The sequence below is a fragment of the Photorhabdus akhurstii genome (assembly GCF_019090985.1).
GTDB lineage: Bacteria > Pseudomonadota > Gammaproteobacteria > Enterobacterales > Enterobacteriaceae > Photorhabdus > Photorhabdus akhurstii.
On record NZ_CP020335.1, the window covers coordinates 1,358,033 to 1,376,794 of the forward strand.

Below are 18,762 nucleotides of genomic sequence, written 5' to 3' on the forward strand. Positions count from 1 at the left end.
AGATTAGCTTAGTTGCTGTAATAGATATTCAACTGGTGCTGCCAGCCCAACAGTCGCGGGTTGCTGTAAGTTATACCAAAGTCCTTTATTTTCATCCATGCAGGTAGTAAAGGATAAAATATTTATTTTTATCGGCACAATATCTAGATGAAAATGGCTAAATGTGTGGCGGAATGCGGTGAGTTGTTCATGTTTACTATGAGAAATACCTGATTGCTCTAACCAGCCATTTAGCAAATCCATGCTCTCAAACTGAGGAAACGCAAACAAACCACCCCAGATCCCCGTTGGTGGGCGTTGTTCCAGCCAGACAGCATCATTATTCTGCATCAGCAGGAAATAAGCTGTTTTCTCAGGAATGCTCTGTTTAGGTTTTTTACCTGGATATTTGGTCCAGCTATGGTTAGCGTAAGCGATACATCCTTGATTTAATGGGCAGATTTCACATTTCGGCTTGCTGCGAGTGCAAACCATTGCGCCTAAGTCCATCATCGCCTGATTAAAATATTCCACCTCTTGCGCTGGCGTTACATTGGTGCTGATTTGCCAAAGGTTGCTTTCAACCTCTTTTTTACCTGGCCAACCTTCCACGGCATAACAGCGGGCTAATACCCGTTTAACGTTGCCATCAAGAATTGGGAAATGTTTACCTTGAGAAAGTGAAAGGATTGCCCCCGCTGTTGAACGACCAACGCCAGGTAGGGCGACAACATCTTCAAAAGTTGTTGGGAATTGACCTTGGTGCAACTCCACAACCTGTTGTGCTGCTTTATGTAAATTACGAGCGCGAGCGTAGTAACCAAGGCCGGTCCACAAATGTAGGACTTCATCAAGGGGGGCTGCGGCAAGTGAAGTCACATCGGGAAAACGTGAAATAAAGCGCTGAAAATAGGGAATGACCGTCGCAACCTGAGTTTGTTGCAACATCACTTCTGAAAGCCAGACGTGATAAGAGGTCTTTTCCAATTGCCAGGGCAGGGTTTTACGACCGTAACGATGGTACCAATCTAGTACCACTGCGGAGAATTGCTTTGCTTCCATCATTGGGATAATTGTCTTTAGGGAAAATCAGTGTTTCGTGAATAGGATTGCAACATAGTGTAACCTCGCTGTAAACCGGAACTTTGTTTTCGCAGCGCTACGCAATTTCGTATTAAATTCCGTATTAAAATTGTACTTGTCACGATCGGACTTGCTAAAATCGCCCATCTTTGGATAATGCGCTCTCTTTTATACCCAATGGATTTCAAGATGCATCGCGACGGCAAGGGAGCGAATCCCCGGGAGCATAGGTAACTATGTGACCGGGGTGAGTGAGTGCAGCCAACAAAGAGGCAACTTGAAAGATGACGGGGATAGGTGGTTTGCTGGTAAAGCAGCCATAAGCGGCTGAATAAATGCCTTTAAAACTGACAGAAATACCATGATAAATAACGTAATTTCGCCGGAATTTGATGAAAATGGCAGGGCGTTGCGCCGTGTTAGGAGTTTTGTTCGTCGTCAGGGCCGGTTAACTAATCGTCAGCAACAAGCACTTGATAATCTCTGGCCAAAAATAGGTGTTGAGTATCAGGCAGAAAAGCTGGAGCTGGCAGCACTTTTTGGGCGAGAAGCCCCTGTGGTGTTGGAAATTGGCTTTGGCATGGGGGCATCCCTTGTCACAATGGCAAGTCAGAATCCAGAAAAAGATTTTCTTGGGATTGAAGTTCATGCGCCTGGCGTTGGCGCTTGTCTGGCTTCCGCAGAAGATGAAAATATCGGTAACTTGCGGGTGATGTGCCATGACGCGATTGAAGTGCTGGAAAACATGATCCCGGATAATAGTTTGGAAATGGTACAGCTTTTCTTTCCGGATCCGTGGCATAAAGCACGTCATAATAAACGCAGGATTGTACAGCCGCCATTTGCTGAATTGATAAGAAGCAAGTTGAAAGTGGGTGGCGTATTCCATATGGCGACTGATTGGCAGCCATATGCTGAGCATATGTTGGAAGTGATGAATGGCGTAGATAATTACCTTAATTTGTCTGAGGATGGTGATTATGTACCGCGTCCATCTTCACGCCCGATAACGAAATTTGAATTGCGCGGTCAGCGGTTGGGGCATGGCGTGTGGGACATAATGTTTAAGAGGATTAAGTAATGGCTAAAAACCGCAGTCGTCGTTTGCGTAAGAAGATGCATATTGATGAATTTAAGGAGTTAGGTTTTTCTGTTAAGTGGAGTTTCCCATCTAATACACCTGTAGATGTTATCGATAGCACTGTTGATGCATTTATTGATGAGCTGATTGAATCTAATGGCTTAGCATTGGATGCCAGCGGTTATCTGCATTGGGAAGGTTTAATCTGTTTGCAAAAAATTGGTATGTGTACAGAAGAGCATCGCCAATTGGTTGAAAAGTGGTTGAAGGATCGCGGTATGGAAGATGTCATGACTTCCGAATTGTTTGATGTTTGGTGGGATTGATTAATCTATACCCTATGGATTTCAAGATGGATAGCGACGGCAAGGGAGCGAATCCCCGGGAGCATAGAGAACTATGTGACCGGGGTGAGTACAGCCAACAAAGAGGCAACTTGAAAGATAACGGGTATATCGCTATAAAATAGCTTGCATGAATTACAACAGGGGTCTCTGGTGATTAATGAGTGCCCCTGTCTGGAGTAAAATCAGTGAGTACAACGTTCTCTAATACGTTATTGTCGGATATTTTGCGACAAGTTCGTCCCCTGATTGGCCAAGGGAAAGTGGCAAATTATATTCCTGCATTGGCGGAAGTTCCTGCTGATAACCTGGCAATAGCCATCTGTACCATCGATGGGCAGATATTCCGTGCCGGAGATGCTGAGAAGCGTTTTTCGATTCAATCTATTTCTAAGGTATTAAGCCTGACTTTAGCCATGACGCGTTATCAGGAACAAGAGATCTGGCAACGGGTCGGGCAGGAACCCTCAGGTCAGCCATTTAACTCGTTAGTTCAATTGGAACTGGAAAAAGGCAAACCCCGTAACCCTTTTATTAACGCGGGTGCATTAATTGTCTGTGACATGTTGCAGTCGCGATTGAGTGCGCCTAAACAGCGTATGCTAGAAGTGGTGCGCAAACTTGCTGGTTGCCCTGATATTTGTTACGACAGCAAAGTTTCCCGTTCTGAAATGGAACATTCTCACCGCAATGCGGCGATTGCCTATCTGATGAAATCCTTCGGTAATTTCGATAATGATGTGCTCGCGGTACTGCAAACTTATTTTCATTATTGCGCTTTGAAAATGAACTGTATTGAGCTTGCTAAATGTTTTATTTATTTGGCGAATCAGGGGAGTACGATAGGCTCTGAGCAGCAAATCCTTAGTCCACGTCAGGCCCGGCAGATTAATGCACTGATGATGACCTGTGGTATGTATGATGGTTCCGGCGAGTTTGCATTCAGGATTGGCATGCCAGGAAAATCGGGCGTTGGTGGTGGGATCGTATGTGTCGTGCCGGGAGAGTTTACTGTTGCTGTCTGGTCACCGGAATTGGATCGATCGGGGAACTCTTTGGCGGGTTGTGCTGCCCTAGAATTGTTAGCCGATCGTGTTGGGCGATCCGTTTTTTAACTCTCAATCCATTTTTTAATTCTCAGGTGATTTTCTTAGGAGAAAACATGTTACGCAAAATTATCACTGTTGCATCTTTGCTATTTGTTGCTCAGGCTCAGGCAGGTTATGAATGCCAGGTAAATCCACAGAATGACATTATTATTACTTCTCGATCAGTTCAGGTTGTGGGGGCAAGTGGCAATCTCCAGATTTCACCGGATGGTTCAGTAACTCGCGATGGTAAGAACTTAAGTTTAAATACTGAACAGCGTCAGAAAGCACAACATTATCAGCAGGCTTTACGACAGGATTTGCCTTGGATTAAACAAGAAACCGGAAAACACCTGATAACAGCCCGTAAGTCCTTGGATAAAGTGGTAGTAGATACTATCGGCAAGGATAGCAATGTGCGTAATCGGTTGTCTGAGCTTGAGTCAGGGCTTAACCAGCAAATAGACCGAATTATTGAAACTCGCTCTGATGGTATGGCATTCCACCATCAAGCAATTAAGCAGGTTGAAAAAGATAGCCGTAGCTTAATTGAGCAAAGTCTTGGTGGGGTGTTACAGGACAGTATTAATGAGATTGGCAATAAACAATTTAGCCTAAATGGTGATAACAATCAGGCATTACAATCGTTGCTTGGTAGTTTGGGTGGATTGCAGAATAATTTGAAAGCTGAATGGCGGACTCAGGAAGAAGATTTCCAGCGTTTTGGCAAAGAGGTTTGCGGTAAGGTCAGTGGCCTTGAGCAACAAAGAATTGAGTTACTGAATTCTATTAAATAATTGCTAATAATCACAAATAAGAATCAATTTGAAATTGATTCTTATTTAGATTGACATATTTTTTTCGCTACCTAGAATGCAAATGTTTACTAAATATCCTTTCTTGGAGTGCGATATATGAAAAAGATAATCCCTGTCGTTCTGGTATCGTTATTTGCTGTTGCAAGCCATTCCGCATTTAGTCAGGAATCTTCTGTAGTTACACCAAATATAGTTACCCCAAATGTAGTTACAGCTCAGACTAATGATAAGATCACAGTTAAGCACCTTTCCGGTGAAACTGAAGTCAAAAAAAATCCTCAGAAAGTCGTTTCATTTGATTTCGGTATTTATGATTCATTAGTTAAATTAGGTTTATCAGATAGGGTTGTTGCATTACCTACTGGTAATACGCCTGAATATCTCCGTAATAGCTTACCTAAAGGGGTAGAAAATGCGGGGGGTATGAAAGAGCCAAATCTGGAAAAATTGGCGCAAATTAAACCTGATTTGATCGTTATTAGCGGGCGTCAAACTTCTTCCTATGAAAAGTTGTCAAAAATAGCACCGACAATTAATCTGGGAACTGATAGCAAAAATTATCTGGCTTCAGTTGAAAGTAACATAACGTTATTAGGTGAATTGTTTAATAAACAGAGTGAAGTAAAAGATCAGCTTGTTGAGCTGGAAAAAACCATTGCTAAAGCTCAGGATAAAGCTAAGTCTTCTGGCGCAAAAGTTTTAGTATTGCTGCATAACGCAGGTAAATTAGTGCTGAACAACCAGAGCGTAGTGTATGACGTGGTTAAGGCACAGAAAGCAGAATTATCTATTCCTGCTGGTGAAGATAAAAACAAATTCGTTGTAGTGACTTCTGATATGATTGCTAAAGCCAATCCTGATGTGATTCTCATTATTGACCGTAGTGAAGCAATTGGCGCAGGTAAGCTGAACAAAGAAAAATTTGAAGATGATAAAATAAAATCTACTTCGGCGTATAAGAATGGCAAAATCACTTACCTGAAATCTGATTTGTGGTATTTATCGGGTGGTGGTTTGGAAAGCTTAACTGCACAAGTTAATGCTGTAGCTGATGCCCTTTAATCAGGTCATGCGCCATTTTGAATTTGAATAGTGATTGAAGTTCCACAATGGATTGTTTTAGATTTGGTCTGACAGTTATCGGTTATTTTATGCTGGTGACTGTCAGGTTTTTGGTCTAAATCTTGCCCGATTGGGGCAATATTCTATGAGTAGTTGGCTTATTATTCGTATTTTCAGTATTAATAATTTAAAAGATAGACAAATCTTTTCTATTCAAAACAATGTCTTATCTATTCATAAAATAAAAATTTAATCTGTTATAATAATGGTGTGAAAACTAATGTTGTTATTAAGAAATAATAAATGTATTTCTGTTATATATAATTGGACAGAGAAATTATTTGTAGATATTAATGGTGATTATTATAAATAAGATTTCATAATAGTGCTACACTCATTTTTTGTCTTCCTGGTTTTTGCTGTGATGAAAACGATGCCAAAAAGGCATCAACATAATTAAGCAACTGCCACATAAATTGACAACGGTGATTTCGCGTTATTGTCTCATGGAGCGATTGCCATAACCGTTCTATTTTATTTAGCCACGGTGAATAGACGGGTAAAAACAACAGGGTAAATTTGGGATGTCGTGCCAGCCACTCCTTTACCTTCTGACTTTTATGAATACCGTAGTTATCTAAGATTAATGTGAGAGTTTCCGCATGGGGATATTGATGATTCAGTTCATCTAACATTTTGATAAATAAATCAGAGTTCTTTTTTATTCCTTTAACATAGGTGACTTGCTCTGTCTGAGCATTGAGGCAACCCGCAAGGTAATGTTTTTCATTTTTTCCCGGGGTGATAACCCGTTTTTGTTGTCCTTTGAAACACCAGTCCGCGCCGATTTTCGGGTTGAAATCAATATCCACCTCATCTTCATAGAAAACGGGATGTTTTTCTGAAATATTCGCTTTGGCTTCTGCGATCTTTGCCATTTTCTCCTCATGTTCAGGATCAGGTTGTTTTACCGTGGGCGCCGCTCTGCGCCAGACAATTCCCACCTGAGCAAAATAACGATAGAGGACACTTTGTGTCAGAGAGAGGTTGAGTAATTCATTAAGAGTATGAGTCATAAGCTCAAGGCTCCAGCGAGAGCGAAGATAGCCGAATTCTTGGGGAGATTGCTGTAATAAGAAAAGCAACAGGCTATAGAGAGGGGTGAGATCCCAGACAGCAGGTCGGCCAGCCGGTAAACTGTTGAGTCCTTCGAGTCCATATAATGTAAACCATTCAACCCAACGATTGATGGAAGAGCGTGCGGCATGAAGGGTTTTGGCGACATAAGTCACCGTCAATCCCTCATTGAGCATCAATAACGCCGTCAATCGACGGGAATAGTTCTTATCACGGGTTTTGTGGATAAGTTTTCTCATTTTCTGGCATTCATTTTGAGGTATGGGTGCTATGATAGGCATCACTCAGTCCGTGTTGAGGTTTGGGATTTTTGGCAATTGATCAGATCGCAAAAATCGGACTGAGTTCCCTTCCAGTGATCTATTATTTTGAAAATTTATTTATTGAATTTACAAGGTGAAAACATTATTTGTTTTATATTTTAGCGTCTGATTTATTCGAGTTTATAATATGAAGGATGATATTTATATTGAAAGGAACTTATAATAAATAATAAGTTCCTTGATAATTAAATGAGATTACAGATAAAGGTTTTATGAACAAGTATTAACCGCGTCTACAGAGTCAAATACCAATCTAGCTATAGCAGGACCAGCCAGTGCTATTTCTACAATAAATGCAGCTCCATCTGTAGAAAACCATATAGTTAATTGTGCTATTGCAGTTATTCCAGTAATAACCCAGTCGTACCAATGCATTGACTCCTTTAAGCAATTAGTTATTCCAGAAATACCTATATCATCCTTAACTTTAGCAATTAATGACCAGGTATTCTTTGATTTATCAGTAATAGAATTCGAATTCTTAAGGTCATGAACTATAGTCAATAACTCATGTATAGCCTCATGACCTAATTTTTTCAATAATATCTGTGTGGCTGATTCTCTTTCGGGTTCATGTATGCCCATGAATTTAAATGCAAGTTTAAAAGCACCTGCGACAACTGTACCAATTGCAAGAGTGCATAGAGATACACCTGCGTACTCTATTAATTTTGATCTTCCATCAGTGTCAGTTGGAGCTGAATTATTAAAATGCAATCTCTTGTAAGCATCATTTACAACCATGTCAAAACTAATATTTTATTTTTGATGATCGGAAAGTTGATCATAAAAATCTTTATAATACGGCGTCAGTGCTGTAGCGCGGTTTTCTTTGGATAAAGTATATAACATTTCTTTATTTTCAATGTTCATTTTTCACCCCAATCAAAGAAAAATTAAAAATGATTTTTTAAATGTTTGTGCTTATCAATAGAAATACAACCAAGAACAAATTAAATATAGTCGTATTTGAGATGATTTAAGTGATATTATTGCAGCGTAATTCACATATATTAAAATTAATCTTGTGTAAAATATGGTTTTATTAAATTTTAATTAATACTCTTATTGATGGTCGATATTAACTATTATCTACATGGATAAATATATTTTTAGGGTAGGTGGATTAATAAATTTTTATATTATTTTTTTTGTGGTGTATTTGTTAATTTATTTTTTTACATATTGGGATTTTATCATTGAAAATTAGATTGTGAATTATTATTTCAATATTAATGCCTTGGTTAATTTGTCACTTATATATTATTTAAGTTTTGGGGTGCAATCACTCCTCCGAAAGGAACAGGAATCCAACATGGGGCAATCAGTCGCCACCGTCTAATGGAGTCCCCACTGAAGTTCAGTGGGGGAAATGTATTATGAATAGAAACGAAACCAATGGCGGTATCAATTTTATGCAAAGATAATCTTTACGGAGCTGAATTTGCCAAAGGCAATTTCTGTGCTAGAGAAATAGTTCCAATAATGAATTTAGGAACAGCTTCCCTTTCTGCGTAATTTGCCAATGTGTTGCTGTTTCAGAGAGATAACCCGCGGCTAAGGCTTGTTCAATTTGAGGACGGATTGAGGTCTCAGATAACCCAGTGAAATCACTGAAATCTTGTTTTGGCATCATTTCCAGTAAACGGAATCGGTTCATAAAAAATTCAAATGGCCGATCTTCATTTTCTACTTGATGTTGTTTATCCAGATAGCGTCCTTGCATATATCCACGGGGATGTTTGGTTTTCACTGTGCGCAGAATACGGCCATCTTCAAATGTGATTTTTCCATGAGCGCCACAGCCAATGCCAAGGTAATCTCCAAAGCGCCAGTAGTTGAGATTATGCTGGCATTGATAGCCTGGTTTAGCATAAGCAGAAGTTTCATATTGCTGATAACCTGCTGCTGTCAGCAATTGATGACCTTGTGAAAAGATATCCCATAAAGCGTCATCGTCGGGCAGAATAGGAGGGCGAGAGCCAAAGCTGGTATTAGGTTCAATAGTCAACTGATACCATGAAAGATGCGGTGGTGATAACGCGATTGCCTGACGTAAATCATCCAGTGCCTCGTCAAGGCTTTGGTCCGGTAAACCATGCATCAAATCCAGATTAAAACTGCGTAGCCCCAGACTAGCGGCTAAATGTGCTGCCCGTTTGGCTTCATCCGGCCCGTGAATACGGCCAAGGCGTGCCAGTTTATCCGGGCTGAAACTCTGCACGCCAATGGATATTCGGTTAATCCCCGCTTGCTGATAACCACTAAAACGATCGGCTTCCACAGTACCCGGATTGGCCTCCATAGTAATTTCAGCTTGCGGCGATACCGGTAGGAGAGCACGAACACCATCCAGCAATTGTTGCATTGCCTGTGAGCTAAGCAGGCTGGGGGTTCCACCACCTATAAATATAGTGGTAATTTCCCGTCCGTTGACCATTGGCAGATCCGTTTTCAGATCTGCTAATAAATGGTCAACATACTCCTGATGCGGAACGTCACCTTTCAATGCATGAGAGTTGAAATCACAGTAAGGACACTTTTGTACACACCACGGAATATGGATATAAAGACTGAGTGGTGGGAGTTTAAGCATTACGTAGTGTATCCAACATCATCTTTAGTGCCTGACCACGATGCGAAACGGCATTTTTTTGTTCACCCGTTAATTCAGCGGCAGTACAACCTAATTCCGGTATGTAGAAGATAGGATCATAACCAAACCCACCATTACCGGCAGGTTGGCGTGCGATAATCCCCGGCCAGCGGCCATGAAATACCAGTGGTGTTGGATCTTCCGCGTGGCGCATATAAACCAGCACACAGTTAAACTGAGCTTGACGTTGATCATCAGGAATATCTTTCATCGAATCTAGCAGTTTTTCTAGATTTTGCTGATCGGTGCTGTTTTCACCGGCATAACGAGCTGAATAGATACCTGGAGCGCCGCCAAGGATGTCTACGGATAGACCAGAATCATCCGCAATCGCCGGTAGGCCGGTAACTTGTGCAGCGTGGCGAGCTTTAAGAATGGCATTTTCAATAAATGTCAGCCCAGTCTCTTCGGCTGAATCTACGCCTAATTCAGTTTGAGCAACAATATCCAGTCCAAAATCAGCCAGTAATTGTGCCAGTTCACGAACTTTTCCGGGGTTGCCGGTTGCCAGAACGACTTTTTGCATTATTTTGAATCCAATTTAATTCTTATTTACTGTATCAGCCATGAAAGAACATCAGCGCGAAGATAGTTCAGGGCGTAGAGGATCAAAATGACTATCATTGCTGAAAAATCAAGGCCGCCCATTGTTGGGATAATACGGCGGATAGGCGCCATCAACGGTTCTGTCAGTTGCATCAAAACATAGTCAATCGGATTGCGCCCCTGACTTATCCAGCTTAGTAGAGCACGAGCCAGCACTAACCAAAATACCAGTTTACCTGCTGCTGTCAGCAATTCGATTAACCCGACAGGAAGGAAAAGTGTGTGGAAAGCAAGCGAACCGGTATTGAACCAAAGTTGCATGATAAATTTAAATACTACCAGAACATAAGCGACAACAATGGAGGCAGTATCAAGCGAACCAATAGCCGGTATGACCCGGCGTAATGGCCGAACGATCGGTTGAGTTATTTTCACAATAAATTGGGCAAATGGGTTATAAAAATCACAACGAGCCCATTGCATCCATACACGAAGTAATAAAACAGCGATGTATAAATCCAGAACTGTGGATAGAATAAAGTGTAAAAATTGCATTTAGCAGCCTTGATAAAATTAAAATTGTTTTTCCATTTCCTGCGCCCGGCGAATAGCCGCCTGCATAGCGTTGGATACAGTTTCCGGCAATTTGCCTTCATAAAAGATACGTAATGCTTCCGCAGTAGTACCGCCTTTAGATGTTACCTGTTCACGCAGGGTTGCAAAAGGGAGATCTACGTTTGATGCGGCCAGTGCCGCAGAACCTATTGCCGTTTGCAAAACAATTTCACGGGCTGTCTGGCTATCAAAACCTAAACGTTCTGCTTCCTGTTGCATTGACTCCATAAATAGGAAGAAATAAGCGGGCGCACTGCCTGCTACGGCGATAATGTCATTGATGCCGTTTTCATCTTTTACCCAGTAAGTTTTACCGACACTGTTCATTAATGCTTGAGTGAAATTACGGTCAGACTGGCTGACTTGTTCAGATGCGAATAATCCACTCAACCCCTGACCAATTAACGCCGGTGTGTTTGGCATGATACGGATAATATTGAGTTTGTCTTGTAATAAAGCATCAAAGCGTGCAACGGAAATACCTGAGGCGATAGATAGAATCAGCTTATTACTGAAATCTACCTTTTCTTGCAGAGTCTGACAAACATCTGCCATCATTTGCGGTTTTACCGCCAGAACAACAACGTCGGCTTCCTGTGCGTAGTGAATATTGTCACTACCGCTGTTAACGCCATACTCTTTTGCTAGTGCATCACGGCGAGTATTACTTGGTGCGCAGACATTAATCAGTTCAGCAGGATACCCTCCTTTTACTAATCCGGCGATGATGGCGTGAGCCATATTACCTGCACCAATAAAGGTAATTTTACGTTTTTCCATTAAATACCTCGTAGTGTTGAAATGGTTAATTGTGATACTGACGTGCACCGAAAATTGCTGTTCCAATTCGTACTAATGTGGAACCACAATTAATCGCAGCAGCCATATCATCAGTCATCCCCATTGAGAGGGTATCTATTTGAGAATATTTAGTTTTCAGGTTAAGGAAGGTTTGCTCCATTCTCCTGAAAACCACCAATTGACGTTCATAGTCAGGTTCCGGCGCTGGGATTGCCATTAAACCCCGAAGCCTTACGTTTGGTAGTTTGTTCACTTCGGCAGCCAGAGTAGGTAGCTCATCAAGTTGAATACCTGATTTGCTCTTTTCATCACTGATATTTATTTGAATAAGAATATTCAGCGGTTCCATTCCCTTCGGGCGTTGCTCGTTCAGGCGTTGTGCTATTTTTAAGCGGTCAATGGTATGGCACCAGTTAAAACTTTCTGCCACCAAACGGCTTTTATTAGACTGCAACGGACCGATAAAGTGCCATATCAAATCATTATGATTGGCAAAATGAGCAATTTTTTCTACACCTTCCTGCACATAATTTTCACCAAAATGACGTTGCCCGGCAGCGATTGCTTTTTCGATATCTTCCACAGGTTTGGTTTTACTGACTGCAAGCAAGGTAATTTCTTCTGGAGCGCGTTCGCATTTTTGTGCGGCAATGGCTATGTGGGTCCTGACATCTTGTAAATTTTGTTCAATATTGTTCATGGTGACTCAGGAGATTAAAAAATGAATATGGATAAGCTAGTAGCCCTTAGTGTAAAGCATAATGCTTCAGATCTGCATCTTTGTGTTGGACAAGTTCCCGTATTACGTATAAATGGAGTGCTTTGCCCACAAACTCAACTGCCATCTGTAAATAATCTATTGTTGGAAGAGTGGAGTAGACAATTTTTATCAGAAAATCAGCGACAACAGCTATTAACTGGTGGACATGTGGATTTTGCGTTGGAGACAGAAAATGGCCAACGATTGAGAGGCAACATCTTTCGTCAGCACTCCGGGTTGTCAGCCGTTTTGCGTTTAATTCACGCTCAGTGTTCAACTCTGGAACAGCTAAAAGCGCCTGAAATTATCCGTAAAATGGCTTTGCGGGAAGAGAGTGGGTTGATTCTGGTGACTGGCGCTACAGGCAGCGGGAAGTCGACAACGTTAACTGCCATTGTGGATATGCTGAACAGCCACAGTTGTCAGCACATTATTACATTGGAAGATCCCGTTGAATTTATCCACCACAGCCGCAATTGTCTGATACAACAACGACAAATTGGATTGGATTCGCCCAGTTATCAGGCAGCGCTAAAAGGGGCGCTCCGGCAAGATCCTGATGTATTGTTGTTGGGGGAGTTGCGGGATAAGGAGACAATACGCTTGGCGTTAACTGCGGCAGAGACTGGGCATTTGGTATTGTCGACTTTGCATACCAGAGGTGCTGTACAGGCAATTGACCGATTGGTAGATATTTTCTCTGCCGAAGAAAAAGGGTGGGTACGTAGTCAGCTAGCAGGCAGTTTGAAAGCGGTGATAGCCCAGCAATTAGTTTCTGCTCAGGGAGGAGGGCGAGTCGCTATATATGAAATATTGGTAGTTAATCAGGCTGTGAGCCATTTGATACGAGAAGGAAAAAATCATCAAATAACAACGCTTATGCAGACGGGCGCTGCCAGTGGGATGCAAACCTATGAGCAAGGCTGGCAGCAGCGTAAATTGCAGGGATTACTGGCAGAGCAAACGGAGAGGAAGATTAAAGAAAATGCTATCAGTTAATCGAGAATCGCGGTTATACGATTGCTGTTAGTTGATCGCTATTAATAACGTTTAATAGTGCTGTTCAAACCAGCTTTCCAGAATAATAACAGCGGAAGTAGCATCTACTTTTCCTTTACTTAAGGCTTTATAACCACCTCGGTCGAACAGATGAGCACGGGCTTCAACAGTTGTCAGGCGTTCATCTTGGAGTTGAACTTGTACGCCAAACCGGCCATGCAGCCGGTTTGCAAATTTACGTGCTTGCGCTGTGACTAATTGCTCAGTGCCATCCATATTAAGGGGAAGACCAACGATAACTAAATCGGGTTGCCACTCTTGAAGTAATTTTTCGATTTGTTGCCAATTGGGGATACCATCTGTAGCTTTAAACGAGGTTAATGCTCTAGCGGTACCCGTGATTTCTTGCCCGATGGCTGCGCCGATGCTGCGGGTGCCAAAATCGAAAGCCATTATTGTACGGTTACTCATCTACGCATGTCCTGCTTGTGGCGCAATATTGTAGATATTGATACCGAGTAAAGATGCAGCTTCACGCCAGCGGTCCGCAATGGGGGAGTTGAAAATAATATGTGGATCAGCGTTTGCTGTTAGCCAGCTATTCTCCATTATCTCTTTTTCAAGTTGGCCTTTTTCCCAACTGGCATACCCCAATGTGACCAATATCTGTTTTGGTTGGCGTGGTGTACCCAAGGTTTCAAGAACATCTTTGGATGTGGTGATCATTGTGTCATCGGAAATTTTGATACTTGAACTGAAACCTGGTCTTGGTGTGTGCAATATAAAACCATGATCTTCAGCCAGTGGGCCGCCAGTCATGACAGGTTTGTTTAGACTAATGCTTTCATCCCGATCTTCTGGTGATATTTTCAGCTTTTGTAAAACTTTCCGAACGGAGATTTGCTCAATAGGTTTATTTATCACCAATCCCATAGCCCCATTTTCATTGTGTTCACAAATGTAAACAACTGAGCGTTTGAAATAGGGATCAGATAATGAGGGCATGGCGATAAGAAAATGGTGCTGTAGATTCATTTTGTTTCTAGTAATTAACCTTGCTATGTAAGGATTATTTAGCCCACAGTATGTGGGCTAAAAGTATAAATGACAAACCCTGACAGGCAAATTCGCAAAAAGAATTTTTTATTTCTCTAACCGTTCTTCAATCGCATTCATTAACATGCCGATGATTGAAATATCAGGGAAAGCGGCTTCTATCTCGCGTGCACAGGTCGGACTGGTGACATTAATTTCAGTCAGTTTGTCACCAATGATGTCCAGGCCAACAAAAATCAACCCCTTTTTTTGTAAAGTCGGAGCAACAGCTCTGGCGATAGCCCAGTCACTTTCTGAAAGCGGGCGAGCTTCACCACGGCCGCCCGCAGCAAGATTACCACGGGTTTCACCTTGGGCAGGGATACGAGCCAGACAATAAGGAACGGGTTCGCCGTCGACAATTAATACCCGTTTATCGCCTTCTTTGATGGCCGGTAAGAAATTTTGCGCCATGCAGAAACGATTGCCATGTTCCGTCAGGGTTTCAATGATAACCCCAACGTTTGGATCATCTTTTTTCAGGCGGAATATCGATGCGCCGCCCATACCATCTAGTGGTTTAAAGATGACATCACCATGTTTCTGGTGGAATTCTCGCAACTGAACGGCATTGCGAGTCACTAATGTATCTGGTGTTAAATCAGGGAACCAAGCTGTGAACAGTTTTTCGTTACAATCGCGCAGGCTTTGTGGTTTATTGACAATGAGAGTGCCTTTCTCTTCCGCACGTTCCAAAATATAAGTGGCGTAAATGTATTCAGTATCAAATGGTGGATCTTTACGCATCAGGATGACATCCAATGTTTCCAGTGCCACATCTTGTTCTCTATTGAACTGATGCCATTGCTGTGGACTGTTTTCTACCTGCAATAAGCGGGTACGTGCGCGGGCTTCCCCTTGGTGCAGATAGAGATCACTCATCTCCATATAATGGAGCTCCCAGCCGCGGCGTTGCGCTTCCAATAGCATGGCAAAACTGGTGTCTTTCTTGATGTTGATGGATGAAATGGGGTCCATCACTATGCCGAGTTTGATCATTCTTTCTCCTTAACCCAAATCGCCGAAACGCACTTGTAATGCGGTAATTGCGGTGAGCGCTGTCGTTTCTGTTCTCAGCACTCGTGGTCCTAATAGGATATCAGTAAATTGGTAATTAGCTGTCATAGCAATTTCATCTATCGATAATCCACCTTCCGGGCCGATCAGTAAACGCACTTTTTCTACGGGTAAAGGCAGAGTATTGATGCTTTGGCTGGCTCGTGGATGTAGATTCAATTTCAAACTGCCATCATCTTCCGCACACCAGTGTTCGAGTTGCATCACTGGGCGAATTTCAGGTATACGGTTGCGACAGCATTGCTCACAGGCGGCAATAGCAATCTTCTGCCACTGTTGCAGTTTTTTAGCCAGCCGTTCTCCATCCAGCTTTACGCCGCAACGTTCAGAAATTAAAGGCGTAATAACATTGACCCCTAACTCTACAGATTTTTGAATGGTGAATTCCATTTTCTCACCCCGGGATATGACTTGGCCTAGATGGAGATTAAGTGGCGATTCATTATCGGCAAGTTCGCTATTGCTGATATGTACTTTGACAGATTTTTTGTTAGCTTCGGTGATCTGAGCGTTGAAGATCTGATTGCTGCCATCAAACAGTTGCAACTGTTGGCCATGAGTCATTCTGAGAACCCGCCCGACATGGTTAGCCGCCTCATCACTCAGATAAATTTCAGTATTCGATGAGAGTAATTCCGGGTGATAGATGCGGGGTATGCGCATGTTTTTTTCCTTCCAGCGGGGTATAGATATACATAAGACAATAAATAATGGAGGGTATGATAAGGGAGGCTTAATCAAATTATCAAGCTATCTCGATACGGATTGTTATCTCTGAATAAATGTTGCGAGTCTGCTCGCATATTTATATTTAATTTGACTATTTTATATTTATTTTGTTGTTTTAAAACGTCATTGTTTATTACTATATTTTTATGTCGAAAATATAATTGACATTTGTTTTTTTAGTTAATTAAAATATTCATAATGGAATAATGTTGGAGGTGCTTTGTTAAATGGATTTTAACATTAAAATCGTTATTTTGGCTATTTTTGTTGGGATAGTGGCAGGAATAAGTTTGAATAAAATGATATCGGTATTTCCTAAAATTATTTATGGATATGAAAAAATAGATTTTGGTTATTTTCAGGTTGAATTAGTAACGCTGTTTATAACTGCTTTTTTTATGATTTGTTTTTCATTGAATTTCCATTTATATGCGGTTTTGATATTTGCTTGGATGCTAATTATACTTTCTTTTATTGATGTAAAAATTAATTTATTGCCAGATATAATAAATTATCCACTTTTATGGTTAGGATTATTATTGAATTTGAATCAAACTTTTGTGCCTATTGAACAAGCTGTAGTCGGTGCTATTGTGGGTTATTTGATTTTATGGTCACTCCATTGGTTATTCAAAATAATTTGTCATAAAGAAGGGTTAGGACATGGTGATTTTAAGTTAATGGCAGCGGTTAGTGCTTGGTTGGGGATTGGTGCAATTCCTTTATTAATGTTTTTATCCTCACTGTTTGGTCTTATTGGGTACTTTTGGATGTGGAGAATACGAGAAAATTACCAAGAATCTGTTGCTTTTGGCCCCTATATAGCCATTTCTGCGCTCATCATGATCTATATGCACTTATTGGGAATGGATGGGTTATTGTGAATGGCGCCCGATAGTTGAAAATGTATGGGCGCCAGTAGTTAAAATTGTGGTATTAAAACGGTGGTATTAAAACTGATAGTGAATCAGCGCATCTTGCCAACGTTTGGGTTGTCCCAAGTATTTATCAAGAGAAATAATAGATAGCTCGTTTCTGTTATTTTCTAAAATAAATGTAGGGAAGCCTGAGCCGCCAACGGCTGCCAACAGTTCACGGCTTTTCCTAATATGTTGGAGACTTTCTGACTCATTATTCAGTGTCAGCTCTTGCTGAAACAGTTCTGAATCAAGCTGTAACTCATTTGCTAAATTCAATAATGTTTCAGTTTCGCTGATTTTTAATCCACGAACATAATGCGCTTTTTGTACTGCCAGTAACATTTCAACACCTTTACCAGCCAACTCTTCTGCTGCAAGAATGGCTGATATTGGTGGTAATGAATCCATAATCAGTGATTTATCATTTAACAGTGTGACATATTGTTCACTGAAAATTTGCCCGGTAAGGCTTGCGATCCGTTTATCCTGACTAAGGATATAATCACGCCATGTGCTGTCTATTTGGCGTCTGTTATCCCCTGTCAGCATTCCGCCGCCATGCAATTCAATTTTCACATTTGCGACCTCTTTTGCTGCTTGTATCAGAGAGGAAACGCCATAACACCAGCCACATAGTGGATCGTAGATATAATGCAGAGTCATTCCGGGCATATTACTTATTCCTGAAAAAGAGTTAATTTACTTATTGGGGCCACTTCATTTCGCCTTTCAGCACTTTGGCACTTAACTCGAGACTGGATTTGTCTGCAAGTTTTGGATAGTGCTTTTCCATTGCGGCTATTAGCGCTTTTGAATCTTTCGCTTTTGCCAGCTCTTTCTCAAAAATAGTCAGGTACTTTTGCGTGAAATGAACGGATTCCAACGTCATTGGCGTGTTACCAATGAAATGTCCTGGAACCACAATAGTTGGTTTCAGCTCTTTTATACGATCTAATGTCTGCATCCAGTTTTTACGGGACTCTTTAGTCTGTGTATCTGCTATCCAGACATGAATGTTGCCTGAAACGGTGACACCGCCTACTACCGCTTTTAATTTTGGTATCCAAACAAAAGTACGGTCAGCCGCGGGGCCATCAAGACCTTCGACGATTAACTTCTCACCGTCAACCGTAAAAGTGTTACCTTCCAACGGTTGCGGCACGATAACTTTTTTGGGGCTTGTTCTTTCAGAACACCTCCCCAATAAGCCAGTTTGCCATCTTTGGTCTTTTTGATTTCTTTAATGGTTTCTGGTGATGCAATGACTTTTGCGTTAGGGAACGCTTTGGTCAGTACATCAAGGCCAAAATAGAAATCAGGATCAGACTGACTGATATAGATAGTTGTCAGTTTCTGCCGGTATACTTAATTCTTCTGGCCAGTGCTTCAGCGTCATTTTTTTGGAACTGAGCATCGATCAGTACAACTTCTCTATCACCGATGATGAGCTCAGAAGAGACGGGAAATACGCTTCTTTCACCTGGATTGAAAACATCCAGTTTTAGGTTAGTGGCTTGTGCCAGAGAAATGGTACCCAAGGAAAGGATACCTGCCAGCGCAATATTTAGTGTTGTTTTGCGAGTCATGATTGAATTCCTGATGTTGTGTCAATGAGGTTCATAATAAGTTGCGTTTTTCGATGAAAAAAC

The 18,762-nt window shown here is 41.5% G+C and carries 20 protein-coding genes and 1 pseudogene; 7 read left to right on the forward strand and 14 right to left on the reverse strand.

The window, feature by feature from the left end; genetic code table 11:
- Positions 1–3: 3 nt before the first annotated feature.
- Positions 4–1,044 (reverse strand): A/G-specific adenine glycosylase, encoded by a 1,041-nt coding sequence (mutY, locus tag B0X70_RS05795; RefSeq protein ID WP_110086611.1) that lies wholly within the window; start codon positions 1,042–1,044, stop codon positions 4–6.
- A 379-nt stretch (positions 1,045–1,423) separates the two neighbouring features.
- On the opposite strand from mutY, the gene trmB reads away from it, so the two are divergent.
- From trmB to B0X70_RS05820, 5 genes are all read left to right on the forward strand, one after another.
- Complete coding sequence (gene trmB, locus B0X70_RS05800) at positions 1,424–2,143, forward strand: tRNA (guanosine(46)-N7)-methyltransferase TrmB (protein WP_036776903.1); 720 nt, start codon at positions 1,424–1,426, stop codon at positions 2,141–2,143.
- On the forward strand, positions 2,143–2,469 hold the full coding sequence (locus B0X70_RS05805) for a YggL family protein (protein ID WP_036776901.1): 327 nt from the start codon (positions 2,143–2,145) through the stop codon (positions 2,467–2,469). The genes trmB and B0X70_RS05805 overlap by 1 nt, the downstream gene beginning before the upstream one ends.
- A 206-nt stretch (positions 2,470–2,675) precedes the next feature.
- Positions 2,676–3,602 (forward strand): glutaminase B, encoded by a 927-nt coding sequence (glsB, locus tag B0X70_RS05810; RefSeq protein WP_036776900.1) that lies wholly within the window; start codon positions 2,676–2,678, stop codon positions 3,600–3,602.
- 47 nt (positions 3,603–3,649) lie between these two features.
- On the forward strand, positions 3,650–4,372 hold the full coding sequence (locus B0X70_RS05815; protein WP_217471110.1) for a YggN family protein: 723 nt from the start codon (positions 3,650–3,652) through the stop codon (positions 4,370–4,372).
- 117 nt (positions 4,373–4,489) lie between these two features.
- Positions 4,490–5,455: a siderophore ABC transporter substrate-binding protein gene (locus tag B0X70_RS05820; protein WP_046396572.1), complete on the forward strand. Its 966-nt coding sequence runs from the start codon at positions 4,490–4,492 to the stop codon at positions 5,453–5,455.
- 377 nt (positions 5,456–5,832) lie between these two features.
- On the opposite strand, the gene B0X70_RS05825 is transcribed toward B0X70_RS05820, so the two are convergent.
- The 7 genes from B0X70_RS05825 to B0X70_RS05855 form a co-directional block, all read right to left on the reverse strand.
- The gene (locus B0X70_RS05825; protein WP_217470325.1) at positions 5,833–6,873 is read right to left on the reverse strand and encodes an IS630 family transposase; all 1,041 of its coding nucleotides are present in this window, start codon (positions 6,871–6,873) and stop codon (positions 5,833–5,835) included.
- Positions 6,874–7,125: 252 nt separating this feature from the next.
- On the reverse strand, positions 7,126–7,659 hold the full coding sequence (locus B0X70_RS05830) for a hypothetical protein (protein ID WP_246593451.1): 534 nt from the start codon (positions 7,657–7,659) through the stop codon (positions 7,126–7,128).
- Positions 7,660–8,380: 721 nt separating this feature from the next.
- Positions 8,381–9,511, reverse strand: coding sequence for a radical SAM family heme chaperone HemW (hemW, locus tag B0X70_RS05835; protein ID WP_217471111.1), 1,131 nt, complete (start codon positions 9,509–9,511; stop codon positions 8,381–8,383).
- Positions 9,504–10,097, reverse strand: a complete 594-nt coding sequence (locus tag B0X70_RS05840; RefSeq protein ID WP_217471112.1) for an XTP/dITP diphosphatase — start codon at positions 10,095–10,097, stop codon at positions 9,504–9,506. Before B0X70_RS05840 ends, hemW begins: the two co-directional genes overlap by 8 nt.
- Positions 10,098–10,123: 26 nt before the next feature.
- Positions 10,124–10,672 (reverse strand): YggT family protein, encoded by a 549-nt coding sequence (locus tag B0X70_RS05845; RefSeq protein WP_036776895.1) that lies wholly within the window; start codon positions 10,670–10,672, stop codon positions 10,124–10,126.
- An 18-nt stretch (positions 10,673–10,690) separates the two neighbouring features.
- Entirely contained in the window at positions 10,691–11,512 is an 822-nt protein-coding gene (gene proC, locus B0X70_RS05850; RefSeq protein ID WP_036776894.1) for a pyrroline-5-carboxylate reductase, read from the reverse strand.
- A 25-nt stretch (positions 11,513–11,537) separates the two neighbouring features.
- On the reverse strand, positions 11,538–12,233 hold the full coding sequence (locus B0X70_RS05855; RefSeq protein WP_214040503.1) for a YggS family pyridoxal phosphate-dependent enzyme: 696 nt from the start codon (positions 12,231–12,233) through the stop codon (positions 11,538–11,540).
- Between the two features lie 21 nt (positions 12,234–12,254).
- Here B0X70_RS05855 and B0X70_RS05860 point away from each other — a divergent pair, with 21 nt between their 5' ends.
- Positions 12,255–13,292, forward strand: coding sequence for a type IV pilus twitching motility protein PilT (locus B0X70_RS05860; RefSeq protein WP_217471113.1), 1,038 nt, complete (start codon positions 12,255–12,257; stop codon positions 13,290–13,292).
- A 51-nt stretch (positions 13,293–13,343) separates the two neighbouring features.
- Here B0X70_RS05860 and ruvX read toward each other — a convergent pair whose 3' ends face one another.
- The 4 genes from ruvX to rsmE all read right to left on the reverse strand — a co-directional run bounded on the left by ruvX (position 13,344) and on the right by rsmE (position 16,127).
- The gene (gene ruvX / locus B0X70_RS05865; protein ID WP_036776891.1) at positions 13,344–13,763 is read right to left on the reverse strand and encodes a Holliday junction resolvase RuvX; all 420 of its coding nucleotides are present in this window, start codon (positions 13,761–13,763) and stop codon (positions 13,344–13,346) included.
- Positions 13,764–14,327, reverse strand: a complete 564-nt coding sequence (locus B0X70_RS05870; RefSeq protein WP_036814730.1) for a YqgE/AlgH family protein — start codon at positions 14,325–14,327, stop codon at positions 13,764–13,766.
- Between the two features lie 108 nt (positions 14,328–14,435).
- A complete protein-coding gene (gene gshB / locus B0X70_RS05875; protein WP_217471114.1) occupies positions 14,436–15,386 on the reverse strand; it encodes a glutathione synthase in 951 nt (316 codons plus the stop codon).
- 9 nt (positions 15,387–15,395) lie between these two features.
- Positions 15,396–16,127: a 16S rRNA (uracil(1498)-N(3))-methyltransferase gene (gene rsmE / locus B0X70_RS05880; protein ID WP_217471115.1), complete on the reverse strand. Its 732-nt coding sequence runs from the start codon at positions 16,125–16,127 to the stop codon at positions 15,396–15,398.
- A 293-nt stretch (positions 16,128–16,420) separates the two neighbouring features.
- Here rsmE and B0X70_RS05885 point away from each other — a divergent pair, with 293 nt between their 5' ends.
- Complete coding sequence (locus B0X70_RS05885) at positions 16,421–17,077, forward strand: prepilin peptidase (RefSeq protein ID WP_217471116.1); 657 nt, start codon at positions 16,421–16,423, stop codon at positions 17,075–17,077.
- 66 nt (positions 17,078–17,143) lie between these two features.
- On the opposite strand, the gene B0X70_RS05890 is transcribed toward B0X70_RS05885, so the two are convergent.
- Together B0X70_RS05890 and B0X70_RS05895 are read right to left on the reverse strand one after the other, a co-directional pair.
- Positions 17,144–17,785, reverse strand: a complete 642-nt coding sequence (locus B0X70_RS05890; RefSeq protein WP_217471117.1) for a DsbA family protein — start codon at positions 17,783–17,785, stop codon at positions 17,144–17,146.
- Between the two features lie 31 nt (positions 17,786–17,816).
- Positions 17,817–18,699 (reverse strand): annotated as a pseudogene (locus B0X70_RS05895) (MBL fold metallo-hydrolase).
- Positions 18,700–18,762 lie beyond the last annotated feature (63 nt).